The 23139-nt window shown below is 54.1% G+C and carries 22 protein-coding genes and 1 other RNA gene; 9 read left to right on the forward strand and 14 right to left on the reverse strand.

Going from position 1 to position 23139, the window contains the following annotated elements:
* Positions 1–13: 13 nt before the first annotated feature.
* Genes diaA through JBO43_RS16530 form a run of 3 tightly spaced genes read right to left on the reverse strand, consistent with a single transcriptional unit; the run spans position 14 to position 3130 of the window.
* A complete protein-coding gene (gene diaA / locus JBO43_RS16520) occupies positions 14–601 on the reverse strand; it encodes a DnaA initiator-associating protein DiaA (RefSeq protein ID WP_095283537.1) in 588 nt (195 codons plus the stop codon).
* Between the two features lie 22 nt (positions 602–623).
* The gene (locus tag JBO43_RS16525) at positions 624–1019 is read right to left on the reverse strand and encodes a YraN family protein (RefSeq protein WP_202674720.1); all 396 of its coding nucleotides are present in this window, start codon (positions 1017–1019) and stop codon (positions 624–626) included.
* The gene (locus JBO43_RS16530) at positions 977–3130 is read right to left on the reverse strand and encodes a penicillin-binding protein activator (RefSeq protein WP_095283535.1); all 2154 of its coding nucleotides are present in this window, start codon (positions 3128–3130) and stop codon (positions 977–979) included. The genes JBO43_RS16525 and JBO43_RS16530 overlap by 43 nt, the downstream gene beginning before the upstream one ends.
* A gap of 62 nt (positions 3131–3192) precedes the next feature.
* Between JBO43_RS16530 and rsmI the strand changes: the two genes are divergently transcribed.
* Positions 3193–4056: a 16S rRNA (cytidine(1402)-2'-O)-methyltransferase gene (gene rsmI / locus JBO43_RS16535; RefSeq protein WP_103947034.1), complete on the forward strand. Its 864-nt coding sequence runs from the start codon at positions 3193–3195 to the stop codon at positions 4054–4056.
* Positions 4057–4214: 158 nt separating this feature from the next.
* Here rsmI and agaD read toward each other — a convergent pair whose 3' ends face one another.
* The 10 genes from agaD to kbaZ form a co-directional block, all read right to left on the reverse strand.
* Positions 4215–5006 (reverse strand): PTS galactosamine transporter subunit IID, encoded by a 792-nt coding sequence (agaD, locus tag JBO43_RS16540; RefSeq protein ID WP_095283533.1) that lies wholly within the window; start codon positions 5004–5006, stop codon positions 4215–4217.
* A complete protein-coding gene (agaC, locus tag JBO43_RS16545; RefSeq protein WP_095283532.1) occupies positions 4996–5799 on the reverse strand; it encodes a PTS galactosamine transporter subunit IIC in 804 nt (267 codons plus the stop codon). Before agaC ends, agaD begins: the two co-directional genes overlap by 11 nt.
* 52 nt (positions 5800–5851) lie before the next feature.
* Positions 5852–6328: a PTS galactosamine transporter subunit IIB gene (agaB, locus tag JBO43_RS16550; RefSeq protein ID WP_095283531.1), complete on the reverse strand. Its 477-nt coding sequence runs from the start codon at positions 6326–6328 to the stop codon at positions 5852–5854.
* A gap of 43 nt (positions 6329–6371) precedes the next feature.
* Positions 6372–7250, reverse strand: a complete 879-nt coding sequence (gene kbaY / locus JBO43_RS16555) for a tagatose-bisphosphate aldolase subunit KbaY (protein ID WP_095283530.1) — start codon at positions 7248–7250, stop codon at positions 6372–6374.
* Positions 7247–8404, reverse strand: coding sequence for an SIS domain-containing protein (locus tag JBO43_RS16560; RefSeq protein ID WP_202674721.1), 1158 nt, complete (start codon positions 8402–8404; stop codon positions 7247–7249). Before JBO43_RS16560 ends, kbaY begins: the two co-directional genes overlap by 4 nt.
* A 260-nt stretch (positions 8405–8664) precedes the next feature.
* Positions 8665–9099 carry a PTS galactosamine/N-acetylgalactosamine transporter subunit IIA gene (agaF, locus tag JBO43_RS16565; protein WP_095283528.1) on the reverse strand — a complete coding sequence of 145 codons (435 nt, stop codon included), beginning with the start codon at positions 9097–9099 and terminating at the stop codon, positions 8665–8667.
* A 17-nt stretch (positions 9100–9116) separates the two neighbouring features.
* Positions 9117–9995, reverse strand: a complete 879-nt coding sequence (gene agaE, locus JBO43_RS16570; RefSeq protein ID WP_202674722.1) for a PTS N-acetylgalactosamine transporter subunit IID — start codon at positions 9993–9995, stop codon at positions 9117–9119.
* Positions 9985–10764, reverse strand: coding sequence for a PTS N-acetylgalactosamine transporter subunit IIC (agaW, locus tag JBO43_RS16575; protein WP_095283526.1), 780 nt, complete (start codon positions 10762–10764; stop codon positions 9985–9987). The genes agaE and agaW overlap by 11 nt, the downstream gene beginning before the upstream one ends.
* A 10-nt stretch (positions 10765–10774) precedes the next feature.
* The gene (gene agaV, locus JBO43_RS16580) at positions 10775–11248 is read right to left on the reverse strand and encodes a PTS N-acetylgalactosamine transporter subunit IIB (protein ID WP_095283525.1); all 474 of its coding nucleotides are present in this window, start codon (positions 11246–11248) and stop codon (positions 10775–10777) included.
* A gap of 19 nt (positions 11249–11267) precedes the next feature.
* Positions 11268–12563, reverse strand: coding sequence for a tagatose-bisphosphate aldolase subunit KbaZ (kbaZ, locus tag JBO43_RS16585; RefSeq protein ID WP_103947031.1), 1296 nt, complete (start codon positions 12561–12563; stop codon positions 11268–11270).
* A gap of 250 nt (positions 12564–12813) precedes the next feature.
* Between kbaZ and JBO43_RS16590 the strand changes: the two genes are divergently transcribed.
* Complete coding sequence (locus JBO43_RS16590; protein WP_202674723.1) at positions 12814–13623, forward strand: DeoR family transcriptional regulator; 810 nt, start codon at positions 12814–12816, stop codon at positions 13621–13623.
* 88 nt (positions 13624–13711) lie between these two features.
* Here the strand turns inward: JBO43_RS16590 and garD are convergent, their stop codons facing one another.
* Positions 13712–15283 carry a galactarate dehydratase gene (garD, locus tag JBO43_RS16595; RefSeq protein ID WP_103947030.1) on the reverse strand — a complete coding sequence of 524 codons (1572 nt, stop codon included), beginning with the start codon at positions 15281–15283 and terminating at the stop codon, positions 13712–13714.
* A 413-nt stretch (positions 15284–15696) separates the two neighbouring features.
* On the opposite strand from garD, the gene JBO43_RS16600 reads away from it, so the two are divergent.
* From JBO43_RS16600 to tdcB, 7 genes are all read left to right on the forward strand, one after another.
* Entirely contained in the window at positions 15697–17031 is a 1335-nt protein-coding gene (locus JBO43_RS16600) for an MFS transporter (RefSeq protein WP_202674724.1), read from the forward strand.
* A gap of 22 nt (positions 17032–17053) precedes the next feature.
* Positions 17054–17824, forward strand: coding sequence for a 2-dehydro-3-deoxyglucarate aldolase (gene garL, locus JBO43_RS16605; RefSeq protein WP_095283520.1), 771 nt, complete (start codon positions 17054–17056; stop codon positions 17822–17824).
* A 24-nt stretch (positions 17825–17848) separates the two neighbouring features.
* The gene (garR, locus tag JBO43_RS16610; protein ID WP_095283519.1) at positions 17849–18739 is read left to right on the forward strand and encodes a 2-hydroxy-3-oxopropionate reductase; all 891 of its coding nucleotides are present in this window, start codon (positions 17849–17851) and stop codon (positions 18737–18739) included.
* Positions 18740–18835: 96 nt separating this feature from the next.
* Positions 18836–19981: a glycerate 2-kinase gene (gene garK / locus JBO43_RS16615; RefSeq protein WP_202674725.1), complete on the forward strand. Its 1146-nt coding sequence runs from the start codon at positions 18836–18838 to the stop codon at positions 19979–19981.
* Positions 19982–20013: 32 nt separating this feature from the next.
* Positions 20014–20390, forward strand: an RNA gene (rnpB, locus tag JBO43_RS16620) — RNase P RNA component class A.
* Between the two features lie 719 nt (positions 20391–21109).
* Complete coding sequence (gene tdcA, locus JBO43_RS16625) at positions 21110–22048, forward strand: transcriptional regulator TdcA (RefSeq protein WP_095283516.1); 939 nt, start codon at positions 21110–21112, stop codon at positions 22046–22048.
* A 98-nt stretch (positions 22049–22146) separates the two neighbouring features.
* Positions 22147–23136 carry a bifunctional threonine ammonia-lyase/L-serine ammonia-lyase TdcB gene (gene tdcB, locus JBO43_RS16630; RefSeq protein ID WP_095283515.1) on the forward strand — a complete coding sequence of 330 codons (990 nt, stop codon included), beginning with the start codon at positions 22147–22149 and terminating at the stop codon, positions 23134–23136.
* Positions 23137–23139 lie beyond the last annotated feature (3 nt).

The following is a 23139-nucleotide window of genomic DNA, read 5'->3' on the forward strand; positions in this document are numbered from 1 at the left end:
TAGTACTCCTTAATCATTCCTGGTGAGGGAAAAGCGTGTTATCGATCAGATCGCATAAGCAGTTCACCGTCAGCATGTGCATTTCCTGAATGCGCGCGCTGCGATGCGAAGGAATGCGGATCTCCACATCCTGCGGCCCTAACAGACCCGCCAGTTCGCCACCGTCATAGCCGGTTAGTGCGACGATGGTCATATCGCGCGTCACGGCCGCTTCAACGGCTTTGACGATATCGCGGCTATTACCTCGTGTGGAAATCGCCAGCAGAACATCCCCGGCATGCCCTAAGGCGCGCACCTGTTTTGCGTATATTTCGTCATGCAGACGATCGTTGGCGATCGCCGTTAAGACCACATTATCGGTATTAAGTGCAATGGCAGGTAAACTTGGGCGTTCTGTTTCAAAACGATTGATCATGCTGGCAGCAAAATGCTGTGCGTTGGCGGCCGATGTGCCATTGCCACAACAGAGGATTTTGTTGCCGTTCAGCAGGGACTGCACCAGCGTCATCGCGGCACGAGAAATAGCATCCGGGAGGGCTTCCGCCGCAGCAATCTGAGTTTGAATGCTTTCTGTGAAACAAACCTTAATTCTTTCGAGCACGTTATCCCTTTAAAACTTTGTTTTAGACGTCTTCGCTAAAGGCGTTTTTCAGCCATTCTACGTCGTTTCCGGTGAAGGCTACCACATCGAACCGGCAATCCACAGTATCAAAACTCCCATTATGGCGGGCGAGCCACAAGTGGGCAGTCTGTAATAATTTTCGTTGTTTGGCGAGGGTCACGCTGGCGGCAGCGCCACCAAAGCGGGACGACTGACGAAAACGGACCTCAATAAACACGGTTACCTGACCCTCTTTCATGATCAGATCAATTTCGCCGCCCCGTTCACGAACGTTGGCGGCGATAAAACGCAGTCCTTTGCCTTCCAGCCAGCGACGCGCTTTTAACTCCCACGCGTCGCCGGTCTGTTTGCGGCTTAACTGGCCGGGACGATCTGCCCCTGCTGGTATTTGAGCCATGATAACTTCCTGTTAATCACGCAATCCTGTGTGGCGGTCAGATCGCCGGTGTTGCCGTTAAGCTCAAAGCCCGGCACCTGGCGCATCTGGGTAAAGTGGTTCGCCAGCGCCCACGCATCCACACCCATCGCGTAGAGACGTGCGAGGGAGTAATCGTTACGCACGCTGCTCAGCGCCTGTTGCATCAGTGCCGGATTGCTGCCTGCCAGCATCGGGATCTCGCTGTACTGCAGGCCGTCCATTTCCAGACGGAAATCCGGGCCCGCCGTACCTTGCGCACTGCGCGAGCTGGCGTAGAGGGTCACTCCGCTCTGACTGCCGTTGCGCATCGCAATCATCGGTTTAATAAAGGCAATCTCTTCCGGTGTCGCGACGATATAGGCCGCATCCACTTTACCGCCACCGCTGATTTGCGCGTCAGTCGGCGGAGCGGGGATGGTCAGGCCGCCGATGGTAACACCCTGCTGCTGCGGCAGGCTGGCTGAAACCGGACTGCCGGTCAGGGCGATACCCGAGCCGCCGTTAACGCCCGCACGCAGCTCAGACGTTGAACCAAATTTCTGCTGCAGCACGACGCCGCCACCCAGTTGCTGCCACTCCTGAGCAAAGGCATTCGCCACGCGATCGCCCAGTGCGCTACGCGGCGTTAACAGCAGTGGCGCTTGTTTTCCCTGTTCGTGGATATGGCGCGCGGCGTCGCGAGCCTCATCTTCTGGGGAAAGAGCGAAGTAGCAGATGTTCGCACGATTCTGCACCTGCTCTGGCTGGTTGAGTGCCAGCACGTTCAGCGAGGTATTGCTCTTCATCAGCTCTTCAACGTTGTTCTTCAACAGTGGGCCGACAACAATGCTGGCGCCGTCCTGCTGAACCTGCGCCAGAACTTGATCGAGCGGCTGCGAACTGGTGTCATAAATCTTCAGCTCAGCGCCTGGATTAGCGGTTGTGTTGGCAACGGACTGCGGCTGTGCGGCGGGCTGTTGTTCCGGTGTTGCTGCGGTTTGCGGCTGCGCGACAGCTGCATCAGTCGCCGGAGCGGCTGGCGCTTGCTGTGCCGCCGGAGCTTGCGGTTGTTGCGCAGGAGCAGTGGTCGGAGGCGTCGTTGGCGCCGTCACCGGATTTTGCAGGGTGCCCTGGGCAGGCGCCTGTGTGGTGGTTAAATCAGTAGTTTCCGCCGCAGATGGGCTCACCACGTCATTCACGTTGGCTGCCTGTGCGGCTTGCGCTGGAACCGCGCTGCCCGCAACCGCAGTGGTGCCATTTTTCGCCGCTTCAAAACCCTGCTGAATGGTGCGACCAAACACCGCCGCCTGGCCGTTCAGAGGCAGTAACAAGGCGATTTTATTCACGGATGCTGGTTTGAAATTCTGTACGTTAACCAGCTGCGTTGGCAGCATTTTCGCGCCTGGATTTTGCGGATAACGGGTCTGCCAGTCGGTGATTCCGGCTTTCAGCATCTTCGGATCGCTGCGGTTGGTGAACCACATTTGTTGCAGATCCAGCCAGCCCTGCAGCACGTTTTCGTCGGCGTTGATCACCAGCGTTTGTGCCTGCTCTGGCGTCATGGCCGACAGCGCCTGCCAGGTGGCGTCGATATTTTTCTGCTTAGCGTCACCGCTCAGCAGCGGCTCCTGGGCAATCAGTGCGCGAAGCAATGGCAGAGAAGGGCGACCCTGTTCGGCGGCAATCGTCGCCTGCCAGTAGCGCGCCTGCTGGTTGTTATCCAGCGCTTTTACGTCGATATCGGCGAGGATCTTTTTCGCGGCCGGATAATCTTTCTGCGCGGTTTTCACTTCCGCCGACAGCAGAGTCTGTTCGCGACGCTGAGTATCGTTCAATTCCTGCGGCAACTGGTTGTACAGATCGACCGCCTGCTGGGTTTTGCCCTCTTTCAGCAGTGAACGAATGGCAAGTAATTGCCAGTTGGTCTTGGTATCATCTGAGCTTTGCGACATCTGTTGCAGATAATAGCCGGAATCAGCCTGCGCAGTACCCTCCATATGGGCAGCAGTCTGATCGGGCGCCTGAGTGCCACAGCCTGCGAAAATCAAGGCTGCCAGCACAATGGGCAGGCTGCGCGAAGCTTTTGTTCGAAGAAACGTTAAGGGTACCATACTGTATCCAGTGATATTTTTTAGGCAATGCTCAATATTAAATCGGCAATACGGACTAAACAATGAAACAACACGAAACGGCAGATAATTCTCAAGGCCAGCTTTATATTGTACCTACTCCTATCGGGAATTTGTCTGATATTACCCAACGTGCGCTCACCGTTTTACAAGCTGTTGATTTAATTGCCGCTGAAGACACTCGCCACACCGGCCTGCTGCTGCAACACTTCGCCATTAGCGCCAAAATGTTCGCTTTGCACGATCACAATGAGCAACAAAAAGCCGAATCGCTGGTGGCCAAACTGAAAGAAGGGACGAACATCGCACTGGTGTCTGATGCCGGCACGCCGCTGATTAACGATCCTGGCTATCATCTGGTGCGTACCTGCCGCGAAGCAGGTATCCGCGTGGTGCCTCTGCCGGGGCCGTGCGCCGCGATTGCCGCGCTGAGCGCTGCGGGTCTGCCATCCGACCGTTTCTGCTACGAAGGTTTCTTACCGGCAAAATCCAAAGGCCGCCGCGACGTACTGAAAGATCTTGAAGCCGAACCGCGTACCCTGATTTTCTATGAATCCACCCACCGTCTGCTGGACAGTTTAGAAGATATGGTCGCCGTCTGGGGCGAGTCCCGCTACGTGGTGCTGGCCCGCGAGCTGACCAAAACCTGGGAAAACATCCACGGCGCACCGGTCGGTGAACTGCTGGCGTGGGTGAAAGAGGACGAAAACCGCCGTAAGGGTGAGATGGTCCTGATTGTTGAAGGCCATAAAGCGCAAGAAGACGCGCTGCCTGCCGAAGCGCTGCGCACCCTGGCGCTCCTGCAAGCCGAACTGCCGCTGAAAAAAGCCGCTGCGCTTGCCGCCGAAATCCACGGCGTGAAAAAGAATGCGCTGTACAAGCATGCGCTGGAGCAGCAGGGGGAATAATGTTCCTTCTTATCCGACATAAAATGTCGGAAGAAATGTCGGAAGAAATGTCGGAAGAAATGTCGGAAGAAATGTCGGAAGAAATGTCGGAAGAAATGTCGGAAGAAATCCGCTAATTGTAGGCCGGGCAAGCGCAGCGCCGCCCGGCGCGTCCTTCGTTACAAAATCCCCAGCGCCGACCCGACAATCGCCAGCACAAACGTGACGGCAATCAACAGCACCGGATGCGCTTTCTTCACCCGGAGCAGGTAGTACATCAGCAGGGTATAACCCATCGGCAAAATGTTCGGGAACACTTTATCGAAGAAGTCCTTTTGCAGCGCCACGCTATGAGTGGCGTCGATAGCGAAGCTAGTTACCACGTTGATATGTACGTATGAGGCAATCAGCCCACCGATCACCGTGATCCCGAGAATCGTTGCCGAGCGGGCAATCATCTGCGAATTTTCTCGCACCTTATCGATAGCCTTGATCCCCACCGTATAACCCACGTGGGTCCAGCCGACGCGCAGGAAGAAGATCGCAAGATAAACGCCGAAGAACAGGATCGGTCCCAGCAGGTTGCCCTGGCTGGCAAAGGAAGAGCAAATCCCCGCCATGATCGGCAGCAGCGTAAACCAGAAAATTGCGTCACCGATCCCAGCGATAGGGCCAAACAGCGCCACTTTCAGCCCTTTGATGGTGCTACGGTCTTCACCTTTCTCCTCCATAGAGATCAGCAGCCCCATCAGGAACCCGACCAGGTTTGGGTGGGTATTGATAAATTCCAGATGATCCTTCATCGCCGCGCTGAGACCTTCTTTGTCGCCTTTATAGATCTTCTTCAGGATCGGCAACATCGCCCAGGTAAAACCGCCTGCTTGCATGCGTTCGTAGTTAAAGCTCGCCTGCAACAGAGAGGATCGGAACCCCAGGCGCGTAATGTCTTTTTTACTGATTTCAGATCCCATTGCTGTAATCCTCTTCATCTTTTTTCGCGGTATTTGCGGGTGGCTGCGCCGCGTTTTTGGCTTTAGCGTTAAAGAATTCATACACTGCGAATCCGGCACCTAACACGGCTACCGGCAGCAGATTGCTGACCTGGATGTAACAGACAAACAAGAATCCGGCGATGAGATAAGGGATGTACTGCGCCTTGAACATCACGCGAAGCAGCAAGCCAAAACCGACCGCTGGCAGAATACCCCCCGCCACTTCAAAGCCGTGGGTCAGCCAGGCTGGCATCGCTTTGACCAGCGCCTGCATCGCCCCTTGTGCCAGGTAAGTGCACAGGAAGGTGATAATGGCGTAGGTGCAGGCGACAATCAGCGTCGTGGTCCAGTTCAGCCGGGCGAAAGCGGAGGTATTGGTCTCTTTCGCATACTTATCGGCCTTCGACATAAACAGCGAGAATGCCGAGTAGAAGAACAGAATCACGTACTGCATTAGCAGGCTAAACGGCAGCCCAAGCCCGATGGCGGTTTTCGCATCGACGCCGGTCGAAAAGGCAATGACGGTAGTCATCACCCCGGCCATGATCGGGTTCGGTGGCTGTACGCCCCCGGCAGGCGTTAAACCAGCAAAGGCCAGCTCAGTCAAACCGCCGGTGATGAGGCCAATGTGGATATCGCCCAGAATCGCCCCGGTAAGCGTACAGACAATGATCGGGCGAAACAGAAACAGCGCTTCCAGCCAAAAATCTATCCCTAGAAAGAAAACTAAAGCAGCCAGGGATATCCCCTGAATTAATGTTATTTCGTGCATTTTTTTGCCTCGTAATGATGACTTCAGCTATTTGAATGTCGAGACACTGCCACTAATCGGGGATACCTTCTTTTGCGTCCCCCGGAACATCCTGGATAAAGAGATTCACGCCGCTGCGCTTGATAAAACGCAGATCGTCGAGATCCCGTTCGTCGACATACACCTTGCTGCTGATTTGTTTTTTGCCTTCCGAAAAGTGCATATTCCCAACGTTGACATCATTGAGCGGCACGCCGCCTTCAATCAGTTTTCTGACGATGTCCGGCGTGCGACAAATCAGGAAAATTTTCTGGTGCGGCGCGGCTTTTTCAATGATGGCGATAGTCTTCTCGATGGAGAAAAAGCGGATACCAAAACCGTAGGTATCCGCGGTGATCCCCATGAGTTTTTGTTGGATCTCGTCTTTGGCAACCTCATCGTCGACGACGATCAACAAATTGGCACCGATAGTTGATGTCCATGTCACACCCACCTGGCCATGCACCAGGCGGTTATCGATCCGGGTTAAGAGAATATTGGGGCTACTCATAGTCTTTCTTCCTGCCGATATTGGATTGTGAGTGTTGTTGTATTTATGCAACGGTTGTCGAGTCGAGCACCAGCTTATTGGCCGAACCGCAGACGTTGATTTTGTTTTTGACCACTTCTTTCATGGCATCCATGCCCACCCGCATGTAGTAACGCGGGTCGTTACCCTGCGGATTTTCTCGGAACCACGCTTTGACTGCGTCGGAAAATGCGATTTTCAGCTCCGTCGCCACGTTCACCTTGCACACGCCCAGCTCAATGGTGCGACGCACATACTCATCGGGCACATCGCTCGCACCGTGCAGCACCAGCGGAATATCCACCACATCGCGGATCTCGCCCAGACGCTTAAAATCAATTTTCGGCGTTTTGGTGTACAGACCATGCGCCGTGCCAATCGCCACCGCCAGGCTGTCGACGCCGGTCAGTTCGACAAAGCGCCTGGCCTCCTGCGGATCGGTCAGAAACGCGCTTTCGGCGTCCACGCTCATGTCGTCCTCCACGCCGCCCAGCCGTCCCAGTTCTGCCTCGACGCTGCAATCATTGAGATGGCAGAAATCCACCACCGATTTCACCAGTTTCACATTCTGCTCGAACGGGAAATGGCTGCCGTCAATCATCGCGCTGCGTACGCCAGCGTTGACCTTGCGGCGAATATCCTCCAGAGATTCATGGTGATCGAGGTGCAGCGCCAGCGGCATGTCGTAGCTAATGGAGTAGGCGCTACACAGGGCGTAGATCTCTTCGAGTGCGATATGTTTAAAGGTGCCGGGCGTCCCGGCGAGGATCACCGGGGATCGCATTTCGCTGCACACTTCGAGGATCGCCTGGATCGTCTCAGCGTTGTGGATGTTAAACGCAGGCACGGCGTACCCTTTTGCCTGCGCATCCTGCAGAAGATATTTGGTTGAGATGATGCTCATGATGCGCTCCTTGGGGTCTGCCACGGGTGAATCACAACGCCTTGCACCACGCGGTTCACAGTGCCGCTGACGGATGGGGTGTCCGGGTTATTCCCGACGTTAATTGACTGCGTTAATGCGAACACCTGGGCGTAAATCAGGAAACAGAAGGCCAGTTCTACATCGAGGAACGGGCGTGAAGCGGGCAGCAGAATGTGAGGGCCGGAGTCGGTCACCGGATCGTGTTCAGCGGTGATGGCGACGACGTGCATTGCTTGGCCATCGCGGCGCAACTCTTCCAGCAGGTCAAGATCGTACTGACGCGTACACGGATGGCTGGAGACAAACACCACCACCAGCGTTTCGTTATCGATCAATGATTTCGGGCCATGACGGAATCCGGTTGGTGAGTCGTAAAAGGCAACCACTTTCCCGGCAGTCAACTCCAGCACTTTCAGCGCGGATTCACGCGCGGCTGCCTGCAAACCGCCGCTACCGAGATAAACGATCCGCTTCCACGGTTTCTCGCCAAATACACCCTGGCTGAAATCGCTGAGTGAAGAGAGGATCGACTGACAGCGATCCGCCACGTCCTGGAAGGTGTTGCTGTTGATCGTGTCCGGGGCGAACACCGCGAGGCAGCTGGCCATCATGGTGGTGATGCTGCTGGTCATCGCAAAACCGCGATCGTGGGTTTCGGCAGGCATCAGCAGAGCGAAAGCGTTGTCGCTATCGACCGCATTTTTGTAGAGGCTACCGGCCTCGTTACAGGTGATCGACAGGTGATAACACTCAGGGACGAACTGGTTTGCCAGCTCTACGGCCGCCACGCTTTCCGGGCTGTTGCCGGAGCGGGCGAAAGAGACCAGCAGCAATGGATGCGCCGGGCTCAGATAATCCATCGGGTTGGTCACCAGATCGGTGGTCGGAATAGCACTAAAATTTTTCCCGGTGTGGCGCGAAAGCCACGGGGCGATAATGTCGCCGATAAATGCCGATGTTCCCGCACCCGTCAGCACGATTCGCAGATCGTCTTTTTGTAACAACGGGGAGAGGAACTGATCGAGAGTCTGTCTAATGTTGTCGATATGATTAAGCGAACGGCTCCAGCATTCTGGCTGCTGACGGATCTCTTTTTCCGTCCAGGTGCCGGTGGCAGTTTTGGTTTCTGGCATAACGCAGTCCTTAGTAGGGTGAAACCGACAGCAGACTTCAGCAACAGTGCCTTATCTTTCGTTTCGTTTCACTTGTTCGATTGATTAAAATTTATCGAAAGGAAATCGAAAGATCAACAGGTATAAAAGAAATAAAACGAAAATGTGAGTTCAGGGGTTTTTAGAAAGGAAAAGAAAGGCCTTGCGGATCTCACCGAAGGCCAAGGTCATACACAATAAAAGGGCTAAGGGGGAGAGCCTGCCCGGAATAAAATCAGTGTTTAGATGCCTTCCTCAACGGGCTTTTCTTCGCGACAGCGCCCGAGTTCATCGACCAGACTGGTCAGCCCGCGATGCCCGCACTCCAGAGCCTGCAAACGAAACGCTTCACTGCTCAGGCCGTCACGCTCCATTACCATCTCCAGCAGCAGCTGCAAGTTGGTGCCGGTGATCACTTCCCAGCCCGGTTTTTCCATCGCCATCGTCGAGGCGACGCGAAACGGCGTGCCGCCGAGTAAGTCGGTCAGAAAGACGATGTCTTGCCCACCGTCCAGGCTGCCAATCGCCTGTTCCAGCTGCGAAGTCAGCAGCGCAGTGGTGGAGGTTTCGGGAAAGTCGATGGCGACAAACTGTTCCTGTTCACCGAGGATCTGCTTCATCGCTTTTTCCAGCCCGCTGGCAAATCCACCGTGGCCCGTCAAAATAATGCCTAACATCGAAGACCTCTTTCAATTTAAAGGAAGTGACAGAACTTACCGACTACGCCCAGAACCACCGTGATGCCAATCAGGCGTAACGGACTCCAGCCACGGCGTACCAGCCAGAACATCGTCAGGGTGTAGACCAGCGGCAGAAACGCGGGCATCAGCTTGTCGATAACATCGGTTTGCAGTTTCACCACCGCATCGCCCGCCGTGATCTCAAGCGTAGTGTTCAGGCGCACATAGGTGGCGACCAGCGCACCAATGACCGTCATCCCGACAATAGACGCCGCATGGCCTACCTTTTTGGTGTTGGCTTTGATCAGTGGAATAGCGGCGACACCCATCCGATAAGCATAGTGCGCCAGCCCAAAACGCAGCCCCAGATGTACCACGTTAAACATCACAATAAACACGACTGCGCCAAGAATTGAGCCTTGCAGCGCGAGGCTGGCACCGATACCGCCGCAGATGGGCAATAGCGTTAGCCAGAACATGGCATCGCCAATTCCCCCAAGCGGTGCACCTACCGCAATTTTAGTGCTTTGAATGCTGTTCACATCCTGCTTGGAACGTTCCATCGCCAGGATAATGCCGATCACAAAGGTCACCAGGAACGGATGGGTGTTGAAAAATCCCATGTGGCCTTTCATGGCGCGAGCCAGATCGCGTTTGTTAGTGTGGATTTTTTTCAATGCCGGAAGCAGGCCATACAGCCAGCCCGAAGCCTGCATACGCTCGTAGTTGAACGACGCCTGCAGCAGCATCGAACGCCACGTCACGCGGTTGATATCCTTTTTCGTCAGCTCCGCACCGATAGTCTGATCTTCATAGATATTTTCATTCACGCCGGACAGCAGCGTCTCGTCGGTATCGGAAACAGTCGGCAGAGTCGTTTGATTAGATGCCATCTTCGAATTCCTCTTTCTGAGCGACCGGCGCGGCCGGTTCCGGTGATTTACGCACAAAATCGATCAATGCCATTGCCAGCGCAGCGGCAGCAATCGCCAGCACCGGCAGTTTGAGCCACGCGGCGGCAACAAAACCGAGGATGAAATACGGGATGTAGACGTTTTTCATCATGATTTTCAGCAGCACGGCAAAGCCAATCGCAGGCATGATGCCGCCCGCCACGCCGAGACCATCAATCAGGCGAGCCGGCAGCACGTCAATGGCGGTTTTGGCATGTTCTGCCCCGAAGTAAATCGGCAGGAATGCGCAGAGAAAATAGAATATCCCGAGGGCCAGCAGCGCCAGATAATTCACCCGCTCGATCCCGTTGGTATCGGCGTTCGCCGCCATTTTGTCGCAGCGGGCCATCACGCCGGACATCACCGAGAACAGGAAGGTAATGCCCATCTGCACCGCCACGGCGAACGGCACGGCGACGCCGACGGCGACCTCCGGTTTCACACCCGTGGTGATGGCGAAGGTGGTCCCGACGATGGTGCCGATAATGACGTTTGGGGGCTGCGCGCCTGCCAGCGGGGCAAGACCCATCCACACCAGTTCCAGCGTCCCGCCGGTCAAAATCCCCGTATGCAGATCGCCCAGAATCAGGCCAACCAGTGGCCCAAGCACCACAGGGCGGTGCATGTGTGTTAACCCGTTGAACATATCCAGGCCCGCGATAAAGGCGAGAATGCCCAACGCGAATGCCTGCAACAGACTGATTTCCATTGTGAATCCCTCAGAGTAGTTTAAAGAGATCCAAAGCGGGTTCTGTCGGAACGCCCTGAACAAAGCATTCCACCCCGGCGGCTTTCAGGCCGCTAAATGCCGCGATATCACCGGCATCGACAGAGACCGTTTTGGCAATTTGTTGTTTGCCACTGGCGTAGTGCATGTTTCCCACATTGATACGTTTAACCGGAACGCCACCCTCGACGAGGGTCAGAAAATCGGCGGGTGATTTGCAGACCAGCAGGATTTTCTGGCGGTCTGCCGCGCGATGAATGTTGTCGATCACTTTTTGCAGAGACCAGAAGCGCACGTCGATACCTTCTGCCAGCACCATTTCCATCAGGTTTTGCTGGACCGAATCCTCAGCGACCTCATCATTGGCGACCAGCACCAGATTCGCACCTGCGAATCCGACCCACTGAACGCCGACCTGACCGTGGATTAGACGCTCATCGATGCGGCATAAGACAATGTTTGGCATAGCATTATCCTCTTCGTTGTTATGCGTTATGGGACGACGTGCCCTGACAGGCCGCGTGATACTGGCGCAGTATGTCCTGAATGTGGTCGATGATGAGTTCTCGCGGTGTCGCCTTGAGAGCCTCCTCGCGAACTTTTCGATACTGCAGCGGTAAGTACTGACTCACGAGCGGGAGCGGAATAGGCTCATCCGCCAGATTACGCACCAGTCGTTCGAAGGCGTCGTCGATCTGGCTGTCCGGCCAGTAGTAGCGAACGCGATCCGAATAGCTGTAGCCGCGAGCCAGTCGTCGCGCGTTGCCGTCACCGTGGTAGTGGCTTTGCCAGTATTCGGGGCGATCCAGCATCACGCTTTCCAGCACCTGACGCAGGCCGGAGCTGGCTTTGGCGGGCAGCAGCTCTTCTTCAATAGCGGCCAGCGAGAACAGGGCTTCACGCAGGGCAAAGGTCAGCGCCGGGCCCACTTTTAAAATCGCGAAGTGATCTTTCACCAGCTGGCGCAGGGCCTGCGGTGTTTGGTAGTCGGTGGAGTGCGCTTCAAAGACGAGCGAATCATAGGCGTTCACCATTTCGCTCAGTGCGACGGCTTTTTCTGGCCGATAGTCAATCACGTGGGTGTTATCGAATTCGACGCCTGGTTGCACTACCAGCCCGATGATGCGCGGCCAGATATCAGCCAGCCCCTGTTTTTCGAAAGCGAGGCGATGGGCTTCCAGCGTGGCGCGCGCCGCTTCGGGTGTAGTGACTTCCAGCTCGGTTAACGCCTCATGAGCACCGCCGGGAACAGGGACTTCTGTGCCAATGATGTACACCAGGTCAGATTCGCCAAAATGTTCGCGGCGGGCCTGTTCAGCTATTTTTGCCAGTCGCGCGGCGCGCTCTGCGACGATCTCATCCGTCAGTGGAACCGGATCGTCCTCGCAGGACATGCTGCAATCGAGGTGGATCTTTGTGAATCCTGCGGCCACGTAGCTTTTGATCAGATCGTCAGCGTTCGCCATTGCTTCACTGGCGGTGAGGTTTTGCCAGCGATTTGGGCCGAGATGATCGCCGCCTAAAATCAGCTGCGAGAGCGGGAAGTTGAGACGCTCGGCAAGCTGGCTGACAAAGCCGTGAAAATCGGCGGGTGTCATGCCCGTGTAGCCGCCAAACTGATCCACCTGGTTGGACGTTGCTTCAACCAGCAGGGCGGTGTGACTATCGCCGGCGAAGCGAATGGCAGCTTCGAGTACCAGCGGATGTGCGGAGCAGACGGCATAAATTCCGTTGGCTGCACCAGCTTTATGCAATTCCACCATTTCAATAAGATGTTTCACTTTCCTCTCCACGTTGGATGGTTCGCGTGCTTATCTTTCGTTTTATTTCACTTTATACTGCGCGATGGTGCTATAAAAATAAAACGAAAGATAATAGTTTTCCGATCTGTTTCACAAAAGAAACATAATGAAAGGTTTCAGCAAAGGTATCAGCCACGGTTGGCAGGCTAATGGGGCTTGCATTCCCGCAAAAGAAAGGCGTTAATGGATAAAACGAAATGAAACGAAAGATTTTCTCAAAGGAGCTCGTATGAGCAGCACTGATTCCTCTATGGAAAAGCGCATCACTGGCACCAGCGAAAGGCGTGAACACATTATCCAGCGGCTGCGGCAGCAGGGAAGCGTACAGGTAAACGATCTTTCGCAGCTTTATGGTGTTTCAACGGTGACGATCCGTAACGATCTGGCGTTCCTCGAAAAACAGGGCATCGCCGTTCGCGCCTACGGTGGCGCGTTGATTTGCGACGGGAATACGCCTGGCGTAGAGCCTTCCGTCGAGGATAAAAGTTCGCTTAATACAGCGGTCAAACGCAGTATTGCGCAGGCGGCGGCGGATCTGATTAAACCTGGCCATCGCATCATTCTTGACTCCGGGACCACCACCTACGAAATCGCGCGCATGCTGCGCCAGCATAATGATGTGATTGCCATGACCAACGGCATGAACGTGGCGAATGCACTGCTGGAGGCTGAAGGCGTTGAGCTGCTGATGACCGGCGGCCATCTGCGTCGACAATCGCAGTCGTTTTACGGCGACCAGGCCGAGCAGTCACTGCAAAATTATCATTTCGATCTGCTGTTTCTGGGCGTGGATGCTATTGATACGGACCGAGGTGTCAGTACGCATAATGAGGATGAAGCCAGGCTGAATCGGAAGATGTGCGAAGTGGCGGAGCGTATTATCGTGGTCACCGACTCAAGCAAGTTCAATCGCTCAAGTCTGCATAAAATCATCGATACCCCGCGTATCGATATGGTCATCACCGACGAAGGCATTCCGGCGGAGAGCTTACAGGAGCTTCAGCGGTCGGGGATTGAAGTGGTGCGGGTAAAAGAGTAAGCATAAATTTTGCCGGGTGGCGGCTGCGCCTTACCCGGCCTACAAAACCCGTAGGCCTGGTAAGCGTAGCGCCACCGGGCAAAAGGCATCACGTCACCGGAGCCGGGTTAAACACCGCCAGCTGGTTGTGCAATCCCCATTGGTCAGAGAAGGTTTTCTTACGCCCGCTCGCCACATCCAAAATAAAGTGGAACAGTTTCCAGCCCACGTCCTCAATAGTCTCTTCACCCGTCGCAATCGTCCCCGCGTTGATGTCCATTAAGTCATACCAGCGGTTTGCCAGCTCGGTGCGGGTCGCCATTTTGATCACCGGCACCGCCATCAGGCCGTACGGCGTGCCGCGCCCGGTCGTGAACACTTGCACCGTAATGCCCGACGCCACCTGCTGCGTGCCGCAAACGAAATCGCTGGCCGGTGTGGCGGCATAAATCAGGCCGCGTTTTGTTGGGCGTTGACCCGGAGAAAGCACTTCGGAGATCGCGCTCTGGCCGGATTTGGCAATCGATCCGAGAGCTTTTTCAACCACGTTCGCCAGCCCACCTTTTTTGTTGCCCGGAGACGGGTTCGCGCTGCGGTCGGTTTGCCCCATATCGAGATAATTGTCGTACCAGGCCATCTCTTCCAGCAGGCGTTTGCCCACTTCTTCGTTAATGGCGCGCGGGGTGAGGAGGTGGATCGCATCGCGCACTTCGGTCACTTCTGAGAACATCACCGTAGCACCGCAGCGTACAAACAGGTCTGAAGCATAGCCAACAGCCGGGTTGGCCGTGACGCCAGAGAATGCATCGCTGCCGCCGCACTGAGTACCGACAACCAGCTCAGATGCCGGGCACGTTTCGCGCTGGCGTTGGTTGAGTTTTTCCAGGTGGCGCACCGCGACCTGGAGAATATCGTCAACCATTGATTTAAAGCCGACGTGATGCTCGTCCTGCAGGCGGACAATGCTGGCATCATCCACCGCAATCGCCTGCACATCTTCAGTGCCCTGCAACAGACGTTCTGGCTGGAGCTTCTCACAGCCCAGACCAATCACCATCACTTCTCCGCCAAAATTCGGGTTAAGCGAAATGTTGTGAATGGTGCGAATCGGCACCACGGCAGCCGGGGCATTGATCGCCACGCCACAGCCGTACAGGTGGTTCAGACCCACCACACCGTCGACGTTCGGGTATTTTGGCAGCAGATCGCGCTCGATGATTTTCACCACGTAATCCACCACGCCCGCCACACAATGCACGCTGGTGGTAATGCCGAGCAGGTTTTTGGTGCCGACACTGCCATCTTTGTTGCGATAGCCTTCGAAGGTGTAGCCTTCCAGCGGCGGTAGCGGTTCAGGCACGCGTGTCGCCAGCGGCAGGGTATTCAGCGGCGGCGCTTTCGGCAGTTCAACTAACGATTCGTCAATCCAGCTGCCCTGCGGGAGAGCCCGTACGGCGTAGCCGATGACTTCCCCGTAACGGACGATTTCACCGTGAGCAGGAATATCGACCAGTGCGACTTTGTGCCCCTGGGGAATATGTTCAATCAGCGTCAGGCCATCTGGGAAACGCGTTCCGGCTTTCAGGCCATTGTCGTTAACAATAATCGCCACGTTATCCGTGTCGTGCACCTTTATATAGAACGCCGTCGGCGACGTTTGTCGAATGTTAATGTCGGCCATTGCTCATTATTCTCCAGTAAAACTTTAGATATTAAATGCTGTTAAGCGAGTGTTTATTTTCTTATTGTCAGAAATAAAGACGCTGCCTTCTTGGATAAAGAATGTCAGGACTGAAACGATAAAAATGTGACCGAGATCACTCATCGGTGCGAGCCATAGCGCCGCCTGGGAGGCAATGCGTAAATCTGTGCATCAGCGCCCATGATGTTGTGCATATGCTCAAAATAACGTTTGAACAGGCATTTAAAATTGAGCGATGCGACAATGTGCAGCCCCAGTCGGATGTTTATACTTAATCACGATTTCAATGCATCTGGTTAATTAACGGATATTGCCTGCTATCAATAAATAATCAGTAATGACTTATTCAAAATAATAAAAATATCTGGATCGATGTGCCTGAGGAAATAAACATGTCACTGGAAACAGCTGTAGAAACGAAAAAGGGTATTCATACCCGTCATTTAATATTACTGATTATTTTTATCGTGACGGCGATGAACTACGCTGACCGCGCCACGCTGTCAATTGCCGGAACCGAAGTGGCGAAAGAGCTGCAGTTAAGCGCCGTATCGATGGGCTACATCTTCTCCGCGTTTGGCTGGGCTTATCTGCTGATGCAAATTCCAGGCGGCTGGCTGCTGGATAAATTTGGCTCGAAGAAAGTCTATACCTACAGCCTGTTCTTCTGGTCGCTGTTCACGTTTATGCAGGGTTTTGTCGATTTCTTCCCGCTGGCGTGGGCCGGTATCTCCATGTTCTGTATGCGCTTTATGCTCGGTTTCTCGGAAGCGCCGTCATTCCCGGCCAACGCCCGAATCGTGGCGGCCTGGTTCCCGACCAAAGAGCGCGGCACCGCCTCGGCGATTTTTAACTCCGCGCAGTATTTCTCCCTCGCGCTGTTCTCGCCACTGCTCGGCTGGCTGACGTTTGCGTGGGGCTGGGAACACGTCTTCACCGTGATGGGGGTGATTGGTTTCATTCTGACCGGCATGTGGGTGAAGTTCATCCATAACCCAACCGACCACCCGCGTATGTCTGCCGAAGAGCTAAAGTTCATCTCTGACGGCGGCGCGGTGGTCGACATGGATCATAAAAAACCGGGCGACAAAGCGGCGAGCGGTCCAAAGCTGCATTACATCAAACAGTTATTGACCAACCGCATGATGCTGGGCGTATTTTTTGGTCAATACTTTATCAACACCATTACCTGGTTCTTCCTCACCTGGTTCCCGATTTACCTGGTGCAAGAAAAAGGTATGTCGATCCTGAAAGTCGGCATGGTGGCGTCCATCCCGGCGCTGTGCGGTTTTGCGGGTGGCGTGCTGGGCGGGGTGTTCTCGGACCATCTGATTAAAACCGGTAAGTCGATCACCCTCGCGCGTAAGCTGCCGATTGTGCTCGGCATGCTGCTGGCCTCCTCCATTATCCTGTGCAACTACACCAACAACACAGTACTGGTTGTCGCGCTGATGGCGCTGGCGTTCTTCGGTAAAGGCTTTGGTGCGCTGGGCTGGCCGGTGATTTCCGATACTGCGCCAAAAGAAATTGTGGGCCTGTGCGGTGGCGTGTTTAACGTCTTCGGTAACGTGGCGTCGATTGTCACCCCGCTGGTGATTGGTTATCTGGTAAGTGAACTGCATTCGTTCAATGCGGCGCTGGTCTTCGTTGGCTGTTCTGCGCTAGGGGCGATGTTCTGCTACCTCTTCGTCGTAGGCGATATCAAGCGTATGGAATTGCAAAAATAACGATTCATTGAAGGTGAAAGCGATGAGTAACGATATTTTCCCGAACAAGTTTAAAGCAGCTCTGGCGGCAAAAGAGATTCAAATTGGCTGCTGGTCTGCGCTGGCAAGCCCTATTAGCACGGAAGTTCTGGGGCTGGCCGGTTTTGACTGGCTGGTGCTAGACGGTGAACACGCCCCGAACGATATCAGCACCTTTATTCCGCAGCTGATGGCGCTGAAAGGCAGCCACAGTGCGCCGGTGGTGCGTGTTCCGACCAACGAGCCGGTGATTATCAAGCGCCTGCTGGATATCGGCTTCTATAACTTCCTGATCCCGTTTGTGGAAAATGTGGAAGAAGCCGTGCAGGCCGTGGCCTCGACCCGCTATCCGCCGGAAGGCATTCGCGGGGTATCGGTTTCCCATCGCGCCAACATGTTTGGCACTGTGCCGGACTACTTTGCCCAGTCAAACAAGAACATCACCATCCTGGTTCAGATTGAGAGCCAGCAGGGCGTGGACAACGTCGATGCCATCGCCGCTACCGACGGTGTGGACGGCATCTTTGTCGGCCCAAGCGATCTGGCGGCAGCCTTTGGCCACCTCGGTAACGCCAATCATCCTGATGTGCAGCGCGCCATTCAGCACATTTTCGCCCGTGCTAAAGCGCACAACAAACCGTGCGGCATTCTGGCACCGGTCGAAGCTGACGCCCGCCGTTACCTGGAGTGGGGCGCGACCTTTGTGGCGGTAGGCAGCGATCTCGGCGTCTTCCGCTCTGCCACGCAGAAGTTAGCCGATTCCTTTAAAAAATAATCACCACTGAGAAGAGAGAACGTTATGACGATGAAAGTTGGTTTTATTGGCCTGGGGATCATGGGTAAACCAATGAGTAAAAACCTGATTAAAGCAGGTTACTCACTGGTGGTTTCTGACCGCAATCCGGAAGTGATCGCCGAGCTGATTGCCGCCGGAGCCGAAACGGCCCTCACGGCCAAAGCGATTGCCGAGCAGTGCGACGTGGTCATCACCATGTTGCCCAACTCTCCGCACGTGCAGGACGTGGCGCTGGGTGAAAATGGCCTGATCGAAGGCGCGAAGCCCGGCCTGGTTCTGATCGACATGAGCTCTATCGCCCCGCTGGCGAGCCGCGAAATCAGCGAAGCGCTGAAAGCGAAAGGCGTGGAGATGCTGGATGCACCGGTGAGCGGCGGCGAGCCAAAAGCCATCGACGGTACTCTTTCGGTAATGGTTGGTGGTGATAAAGCGATTTTCGACAAATATTACGACCTGCTGAAAGCGATGGCCGGTTCCGTGGTACACACCGGTGAAATCGGCGCGGGCAACGTCACCAAGCTGGCGAACCAGGTGATTGTGGCGCTGAACATTGCCGCGATGTCTGAAGCCCTGACCCTGGCGACCAAAGCAGGCGTCAATCCGGACCTGGTGTATCAGGCGATTCGCGGCGGGCTGGCGGGGAGCACTGTGCTGGACGCCAAAGCGCCGATGGTGATGGATCGCAACTTCAAGCCGGGCTTCCGTATCGATCTGCATATTAAAGATCTGGCGAACGCGCTGGATACCTCTCACGGCGTGGGCGCGCAGCTGCCGCTGACCGCTGCGGTGATGGAGATGATGCAGGCCTTGCGTGCCGATGGTCTGGGAACGGCTGATCACAGCGCGATTGCGTGCTACTACGAAAAACTGGCGAAAGTGGAAGTCACTCGCTAATGGCGTTCTGCCCGGTGGCGCTGCGCTTTCCGGGCCTACCCTGTAGGCCGGATAAGTGAAACGCTTTCCGGCGCTGTGCAGTAACAGGCTACCACTATGAAAATTGTAATCGCCCCTGACTCATATAAAGAAAGCCTGTCTGCCTCCGAGGTAGCGCAGGCGATAGAAAAAGGATTTCGGGAAATATTTCCGGATGCTCAGTATGTCTCGGTGCCCGTCGCTGACGGTGGAGAAGGCACGGTCGATGCGATGATTGCCGCCACTCAGGGAACGGAGCACCACGTCGTTGTCACCGGTCCACTGGGCGAGAAAGTGAATGCCTGCTGGGGAATGTCCGGCGATGGCGCGACTGCGATTATCGAAATGGCCGCCGCCAGCGGTCTGGCACTGGTTCCGTCGGCAAAACGGAATCCGCTGATAACCACCTCTCGCGGCACGGGTGAGCTGATTCTGGATGCGCTGGATAAAGGCGCACGCAACATTATTATCGGTATCGGCGGCAGCGCGACTAACGATGGCGGAGCTGGCATGGTTCAGGCGCTGGGCGCGAAGCTGTGCGATGCCAACGGCAAAGAGATTGGCTACGGTGGCGGCAGTTTGATGGCGTTGAACCGGATCGACGTTTCCGGGCTGGACCCGCGACTGAAGGGCTGCACTATTCGCGTGGCCTGCGACGTGACCAATCCACTGATTGGCGAACAGGGCGCATCGCGCATTTTTGGTCCGCAAAAAGGGGCCGATGAAGCAAAAATCGTCGAGCTTGATCGCAATCTCAGCCACTTCGCGGATGTGATAAAAAAATCCCTGTCGATTGACGTGAAAAACGCACCGGGTTCTGGCGCGGCTGGGGGAATGGGGGCTGCGCTGATGGCGTTTCTTGGCGCCGAGCTGCGCAGCGGGATTGAGATTGTTACCCAGGCGCTGAACCTCGAAGAACATATCCACGATTGCACTCTGGTGCTGACAGGAGAAGGGCGGCTCGACAGCCAGAGTATTCATGGCAAAGTGCCGGTTGGCGTGGCGAGTGTCGCCAAAAAATATCACAAACCGGTGATAGGTATTGCGGGCAGTTTAACCAGCGATGTCGGCGTGGTGCATCAGTACGGTATCGACGCGGTGTTCAGCGTGCTGAACAGCATTGGCTCGCTGGAAGAAGCCTTCCGCGGGGCATTTGACAATATTTATCGCTCATCGCGCAACATTGCGGCGACTTTGCAGGTGGGGATGCGCACGCAAGGGTGACAGCAGCCCTCAAACCCTCTATACTTCGCGCCGAAGCTGACCAGACAGTCGCCGCTTCGTCGTCGTCCCTTTCGGGGGAGACGGGCGGAGGGGAGGAAAGTCCGGGCTCCATAGGGCAGGGTGCCAGGTAACGCCTGGGGGGGAAACCCACGACCAGTGCAACAGAGAGCAAACCGCCGATGGCCCGCGCAAGCGGGATCAGGTAAGGGTGAAAGGGTGCGGTAAGAGCGCACCGCGCGGCTGGCAACAGTCCGTGGCACGGTAAACTCCACCCGGAGCAAGGCCAAATAGGGGTTCACCAGGTACGGCCCGTACTGAACCCGGGTAGGCTGCTTGAGCCAGTGAGCGATTGCTGGCCTAGATGAATGACTGTCCACGACAGAACCCGGCTTATCGGTCAGCTTCAACCATTCAGAAAACCCCGCTTCGGCGGGGTTTTTGCTTTCTGGGGCCTGAATATTTGCACAGACGGCCCCCTCTCCCTTGAGGGAGAGGGCTGGGGTGAGGGGGGAAGGCTCCCGCCAAATCAAACCAATTCTCATTTTTGCGACTGATAGCACATTTCACTGTTTCTGGTGGGGATGGTGATTTTTTACCAACATAAGCGATCCCATTCACAAAATTACGCGCTAAAAACGGTCCATTTTTCAGTGTTGAGTTGATGTTATAAATGCTGTTGAGTTGTAATTCATTTATAGCTCATAGATTAACGAAATCTTTCCGTTCAATACATTTGCCCTATGAATGTGTGATGCCTTCGACGCTTTTTCAGATGTTGACCAGTATTTATTAACTTATTTGATAATATACAAAAATGTTTAACTCTAATAACGCCTAATTATTCACCTTTAATTGCCTGAAATATCACCTTTATTCATTCTGGTTTATTGCCATAAATAGATCGTGGTTATCGCCATAAAATTAATTTATCTCTCTGTATTTTGTTGATCAATATCAGGCGAATCATTGATTTCAGAAATGTTATCAGTATGATTTATAATGATAAAAGTGGCTTTTTGTTGCTATCTGGAAAATACGAAAAAGCATTCTGTGAGTAACAGCACATACCCTCGTCATCAATAATGGGTAGAATTCTGTCACGGGATATGGAAATAAGAGCAGAATATAATGAACACTATTATTCTACCGAAAACACAACATCTGGTTGTATTTCAGGAAGTCATTAAAAGTGGATCTATTGGTTCTGCCGCCCGACAACTAGGTCTGACTCAGCCAGCCGTTAGCAAAATCATCAACGATATCGAATCCTACTTTGGCGTCGAACTGATTGTGCGTAAAAACACCGGCGTGAAGCTGACCAGCGCGGGGCAAACGCTCCTCGCCTACTCCGAATCCATCACGCGCGAAATGAAGAATATGGTCAGTGAGATGAACAACCTGAGCTTCAGCACCGTCATTGACGTCTCGTTCGGTTATCCGTCGCTGATTGGTTTTACGTTCCTCTCCAGCATGATCAAAAAGTTCAAGGAAGTGTTCCCGAAAGCGCGAGTTTCGATGTTTGAAGCACAGCTCTCTTCGTTCCTCCCGGCTATCCGTGACGGACGGCTAGACTTTGCCATCGGTACACTGAGCGATGAGATGCTGCTCCAGGATCTTCACGTTGAGCCACTGTTTGAGTCTGAGTTTGTACTGGTAGCCAGCAAAACACGAACGAGCACGGGAACGACGACACTGGCATCGCTCACACACGAGCAGTGGGTGATGCCGCAAACGGATATGGGCTACTACAAAGAATTATTAACCACCCTCCAGAATAACCACATCAGCATCGAAAACATCGTCCAAACCGATTCCGTCGTCACCATCTATAACCTGGTTCTCAACGCCGATTATCTCACCGTGATCCCAAGAGACATGATTACGCCGTTCGGTTCAGATCAGTTTGTGGTGTTGCCCGTAGAAGATGAATTACCTATTGCACGTTATGCCGCAGTCTGGTCAAAAAATTATCGTATTAAAAAATCCGCTTCGGTATTAGTGGAGTTGGCGAAGCAATATTCCGCTCAAAATAGTGAAAGGCGAAAACAGCTTACAATTACTGAATAATGAATTAAGTATTTAATTTTAAAAACACCCGGCGAAAATATACTTCGCTGACACCCAGATTTTGTCTATAGAAAATTAATTATTATAAAGAGGATTATATGCACATTACTTACGATCTTCCGGTAACGATTGAAGAAATACAAGATGCCCGCAAACGACTGGCTGGTAAAATTTATAAAACAGGTATGCCGCGTTCTAATTATCTGAGTGAACGCTGCAAAGGCGAAATTTTCCTCAAGTTTGAAAATATGCAACGCACGGGTTCGTTTAAAATTCGCGGTGCGTTCAACAAATTAAGTTCGTTAACCGAAGCCGAACGCCGCAAAGGTGTCGTCGCGTGCTCTGCGGGCAACCACGCTCAGGGCGTTTCACTCTCCTGTGCGATGCTGGGCATCGACGGTAAAGTGGTGATGCCGATGGGCGCGCCTAAATCGAAAGTGGCTGCCACGCGTGATTACTCCGCCGAAGTCGTGCTGCACGGCGAGAACTTTAACGACACCATCGCCAAAGTGAGCGAAATCGTTGAGCTGGAAGGCCGCATCTTTATCCCACCGTATGACGATGTGAAAGTCATTGCCGGACAGGGAACCATTGGTCTGGAAATTCTGGAAGACTTATATGATGTCGATAACGTGATTGTCCCTATTGGCGGCGGTGGTTTAATCGCGGGTATTGCGACTGCAATTAAATCCATTAACCCAACCATTAATATTATCGGCGTTCAGTCAGAAAACGTTCACGGTATGGCGGCGTCATACCACGCCGGGGAAATTATGAATCACCGTACCACCGGGACATTAGCCGACGGTTGCGATGTTTCTCGCCCAGGTAATTTAACCTTCCAGATTGTGCGTGAATTAGTCGATGACATCGTATTGGTCAGCGAAGACGATATTCGTAACAGCATGGTCGCGCTGATTCAACGCAATAAAGTGGTAACAGAAGGGGCTGGCGCGCTGGCAACTGCTGCATTATTAAGCGGCAAACTGGACCATTATATTCAGGGTCGTAAAACGGTAAGTATCATTTCCGGTGGTAATATTGACCTTTCCCGCGTTTCCCAAATTACCGGCCTCGTTGACGCATAAATA

The organism is Lelliottia jeotgali (assembly GCF_016771845.1).
Taxonomy (GTDB): Bacteria; Pseudomonadota; Gammaproteobacteria; order Enterobacterales; family Enterobacteriaceae; genus Enterobacter; species Enterobacter jeotgali.

Coding starts and splice junctions, on each gene's coding strand:
- JBO43_RS16525 (WP_202674720.1), bottom strand. CDS start 1,019: ATGGCTCAAATACCAGCAGGGGCAGATCGTCCCGGCCAGTTAAGCCGC.
- JBO43_RS16530 (WP_095283535.1), bottom strand. CDS start 3,130: ATGGTACCCTTAACGTTTCTTCGAACAAAAGCTTCGCGCAGCCTGCCC.
- rsmI (WP_103947034.1), top strand. CDS start 3,193: ATGAAACAACACGAAACGGCAGATAATTCTCAAGGCCAGCTTTATATT.
- agaD (WP_095283533.1), bottom strand. CDS start 5,006: ATGGGATCTGAAATCAGTAAAAAAGACATTACGCGCCTGGGGTTCCGA.
- agaC (WP_095283532.1), bottom strand. CDS start 5,799: ATGCACGAAATAACATTAATTCAGGGGATATCCCTGGCTGCTTTAGTT.
- agaB (WP_095283531.1), bottom strand. CDS start 6,328: ATGAGTAGCCCCAATATTCTCTTAACCCGGATCGATAACCGCCTGGTG.
- kbaY (WP_095283530.1), bottom strand. CDS start 7,250: ATGAGCATCATCTCAACCAAATATCTTCTGCAGGATGCGCAGGCAAAA.
- JBO43_RS16560 (WP_202674721.1), bottom strand. CDS start 8,404: ATGCCAGAAACCAAAACTGCCACCGGCACCTGGACGGAAAAAGAGATC.
- agaF (WP_095283528.1), bottom strand. CDS start 9,099: ATGTTAGGCATTATTTTGACGGGCCACGGTGGATTTGCCAGCGGGCTG.
- agaE (WP_202674722.1), bottom strand. CDS start 9,995: ATGGCATCTAATCAAACGACTCTGCCGACTGTTTCCGATACCGACGAG.
- agaW (WP_095283526.1), bottom strand. CDS start 10,764: ATGGAAATCAGTCTGTTGCAGGCATTCGCGTTGGGCATTCTCGCCTTT.
- agaV (WP_095283525.1), bottom strand. CDS start 11,248: ATGCCAAACATTGTCTTATGCCGCATCGATGAGCGTCTAATCCACGGT.
- JBO43_RS16590 (WP_202674723.1), top strand. CDS start 12,814: ATGAGCAGCACTGATTCCTCTATGGAAAAGCGCATCACTGGCACCAGC.
- garD (WP_103947030.1), bottom strand. CDS start 15,283: ATGGCCGACATTAACATTCGACAAACGTCGCCGACGGCGTTCTATATA.
- JBO43_RS16600 (WP_202674724.1), top strand. CDS start 15,697: ATGTCACTGGAAACAGCTGTAGAAACGAAAAAGGGTATTCATACCCGT.
- garL (WP_095283520.1), top strand. CDS start 17,054: ATGAGTAACGATATTTTCCCGAACAAGTTTAAAGCAGCTCTGGCGGCA.
- garR (WP_095283519.1), top strand. CDS start 17,849: ATGACGATGAAAGTTGGTTTTATTGGCCTGGGGATCATGGGTAAACCA.
- garK (WP_202674725.1), top strand. CDS start 18,836: ATGAAAATTGTAATCGCCCCTGACTCATATAAAGAAAGCCTGTCTGCC.
- tdcA (WP_095283516.1), top strand. CDS start 21,110: ATGAACACTATTATTCTACCGAAAACACAACATCTGGTTGTATTTCAG.
- tdcB (WP_095283515.1), top strand. CDS start 22,147: ATGCACATTACTTACGATCTTCCGGTAACGATTGAAGAAATACAAGAT.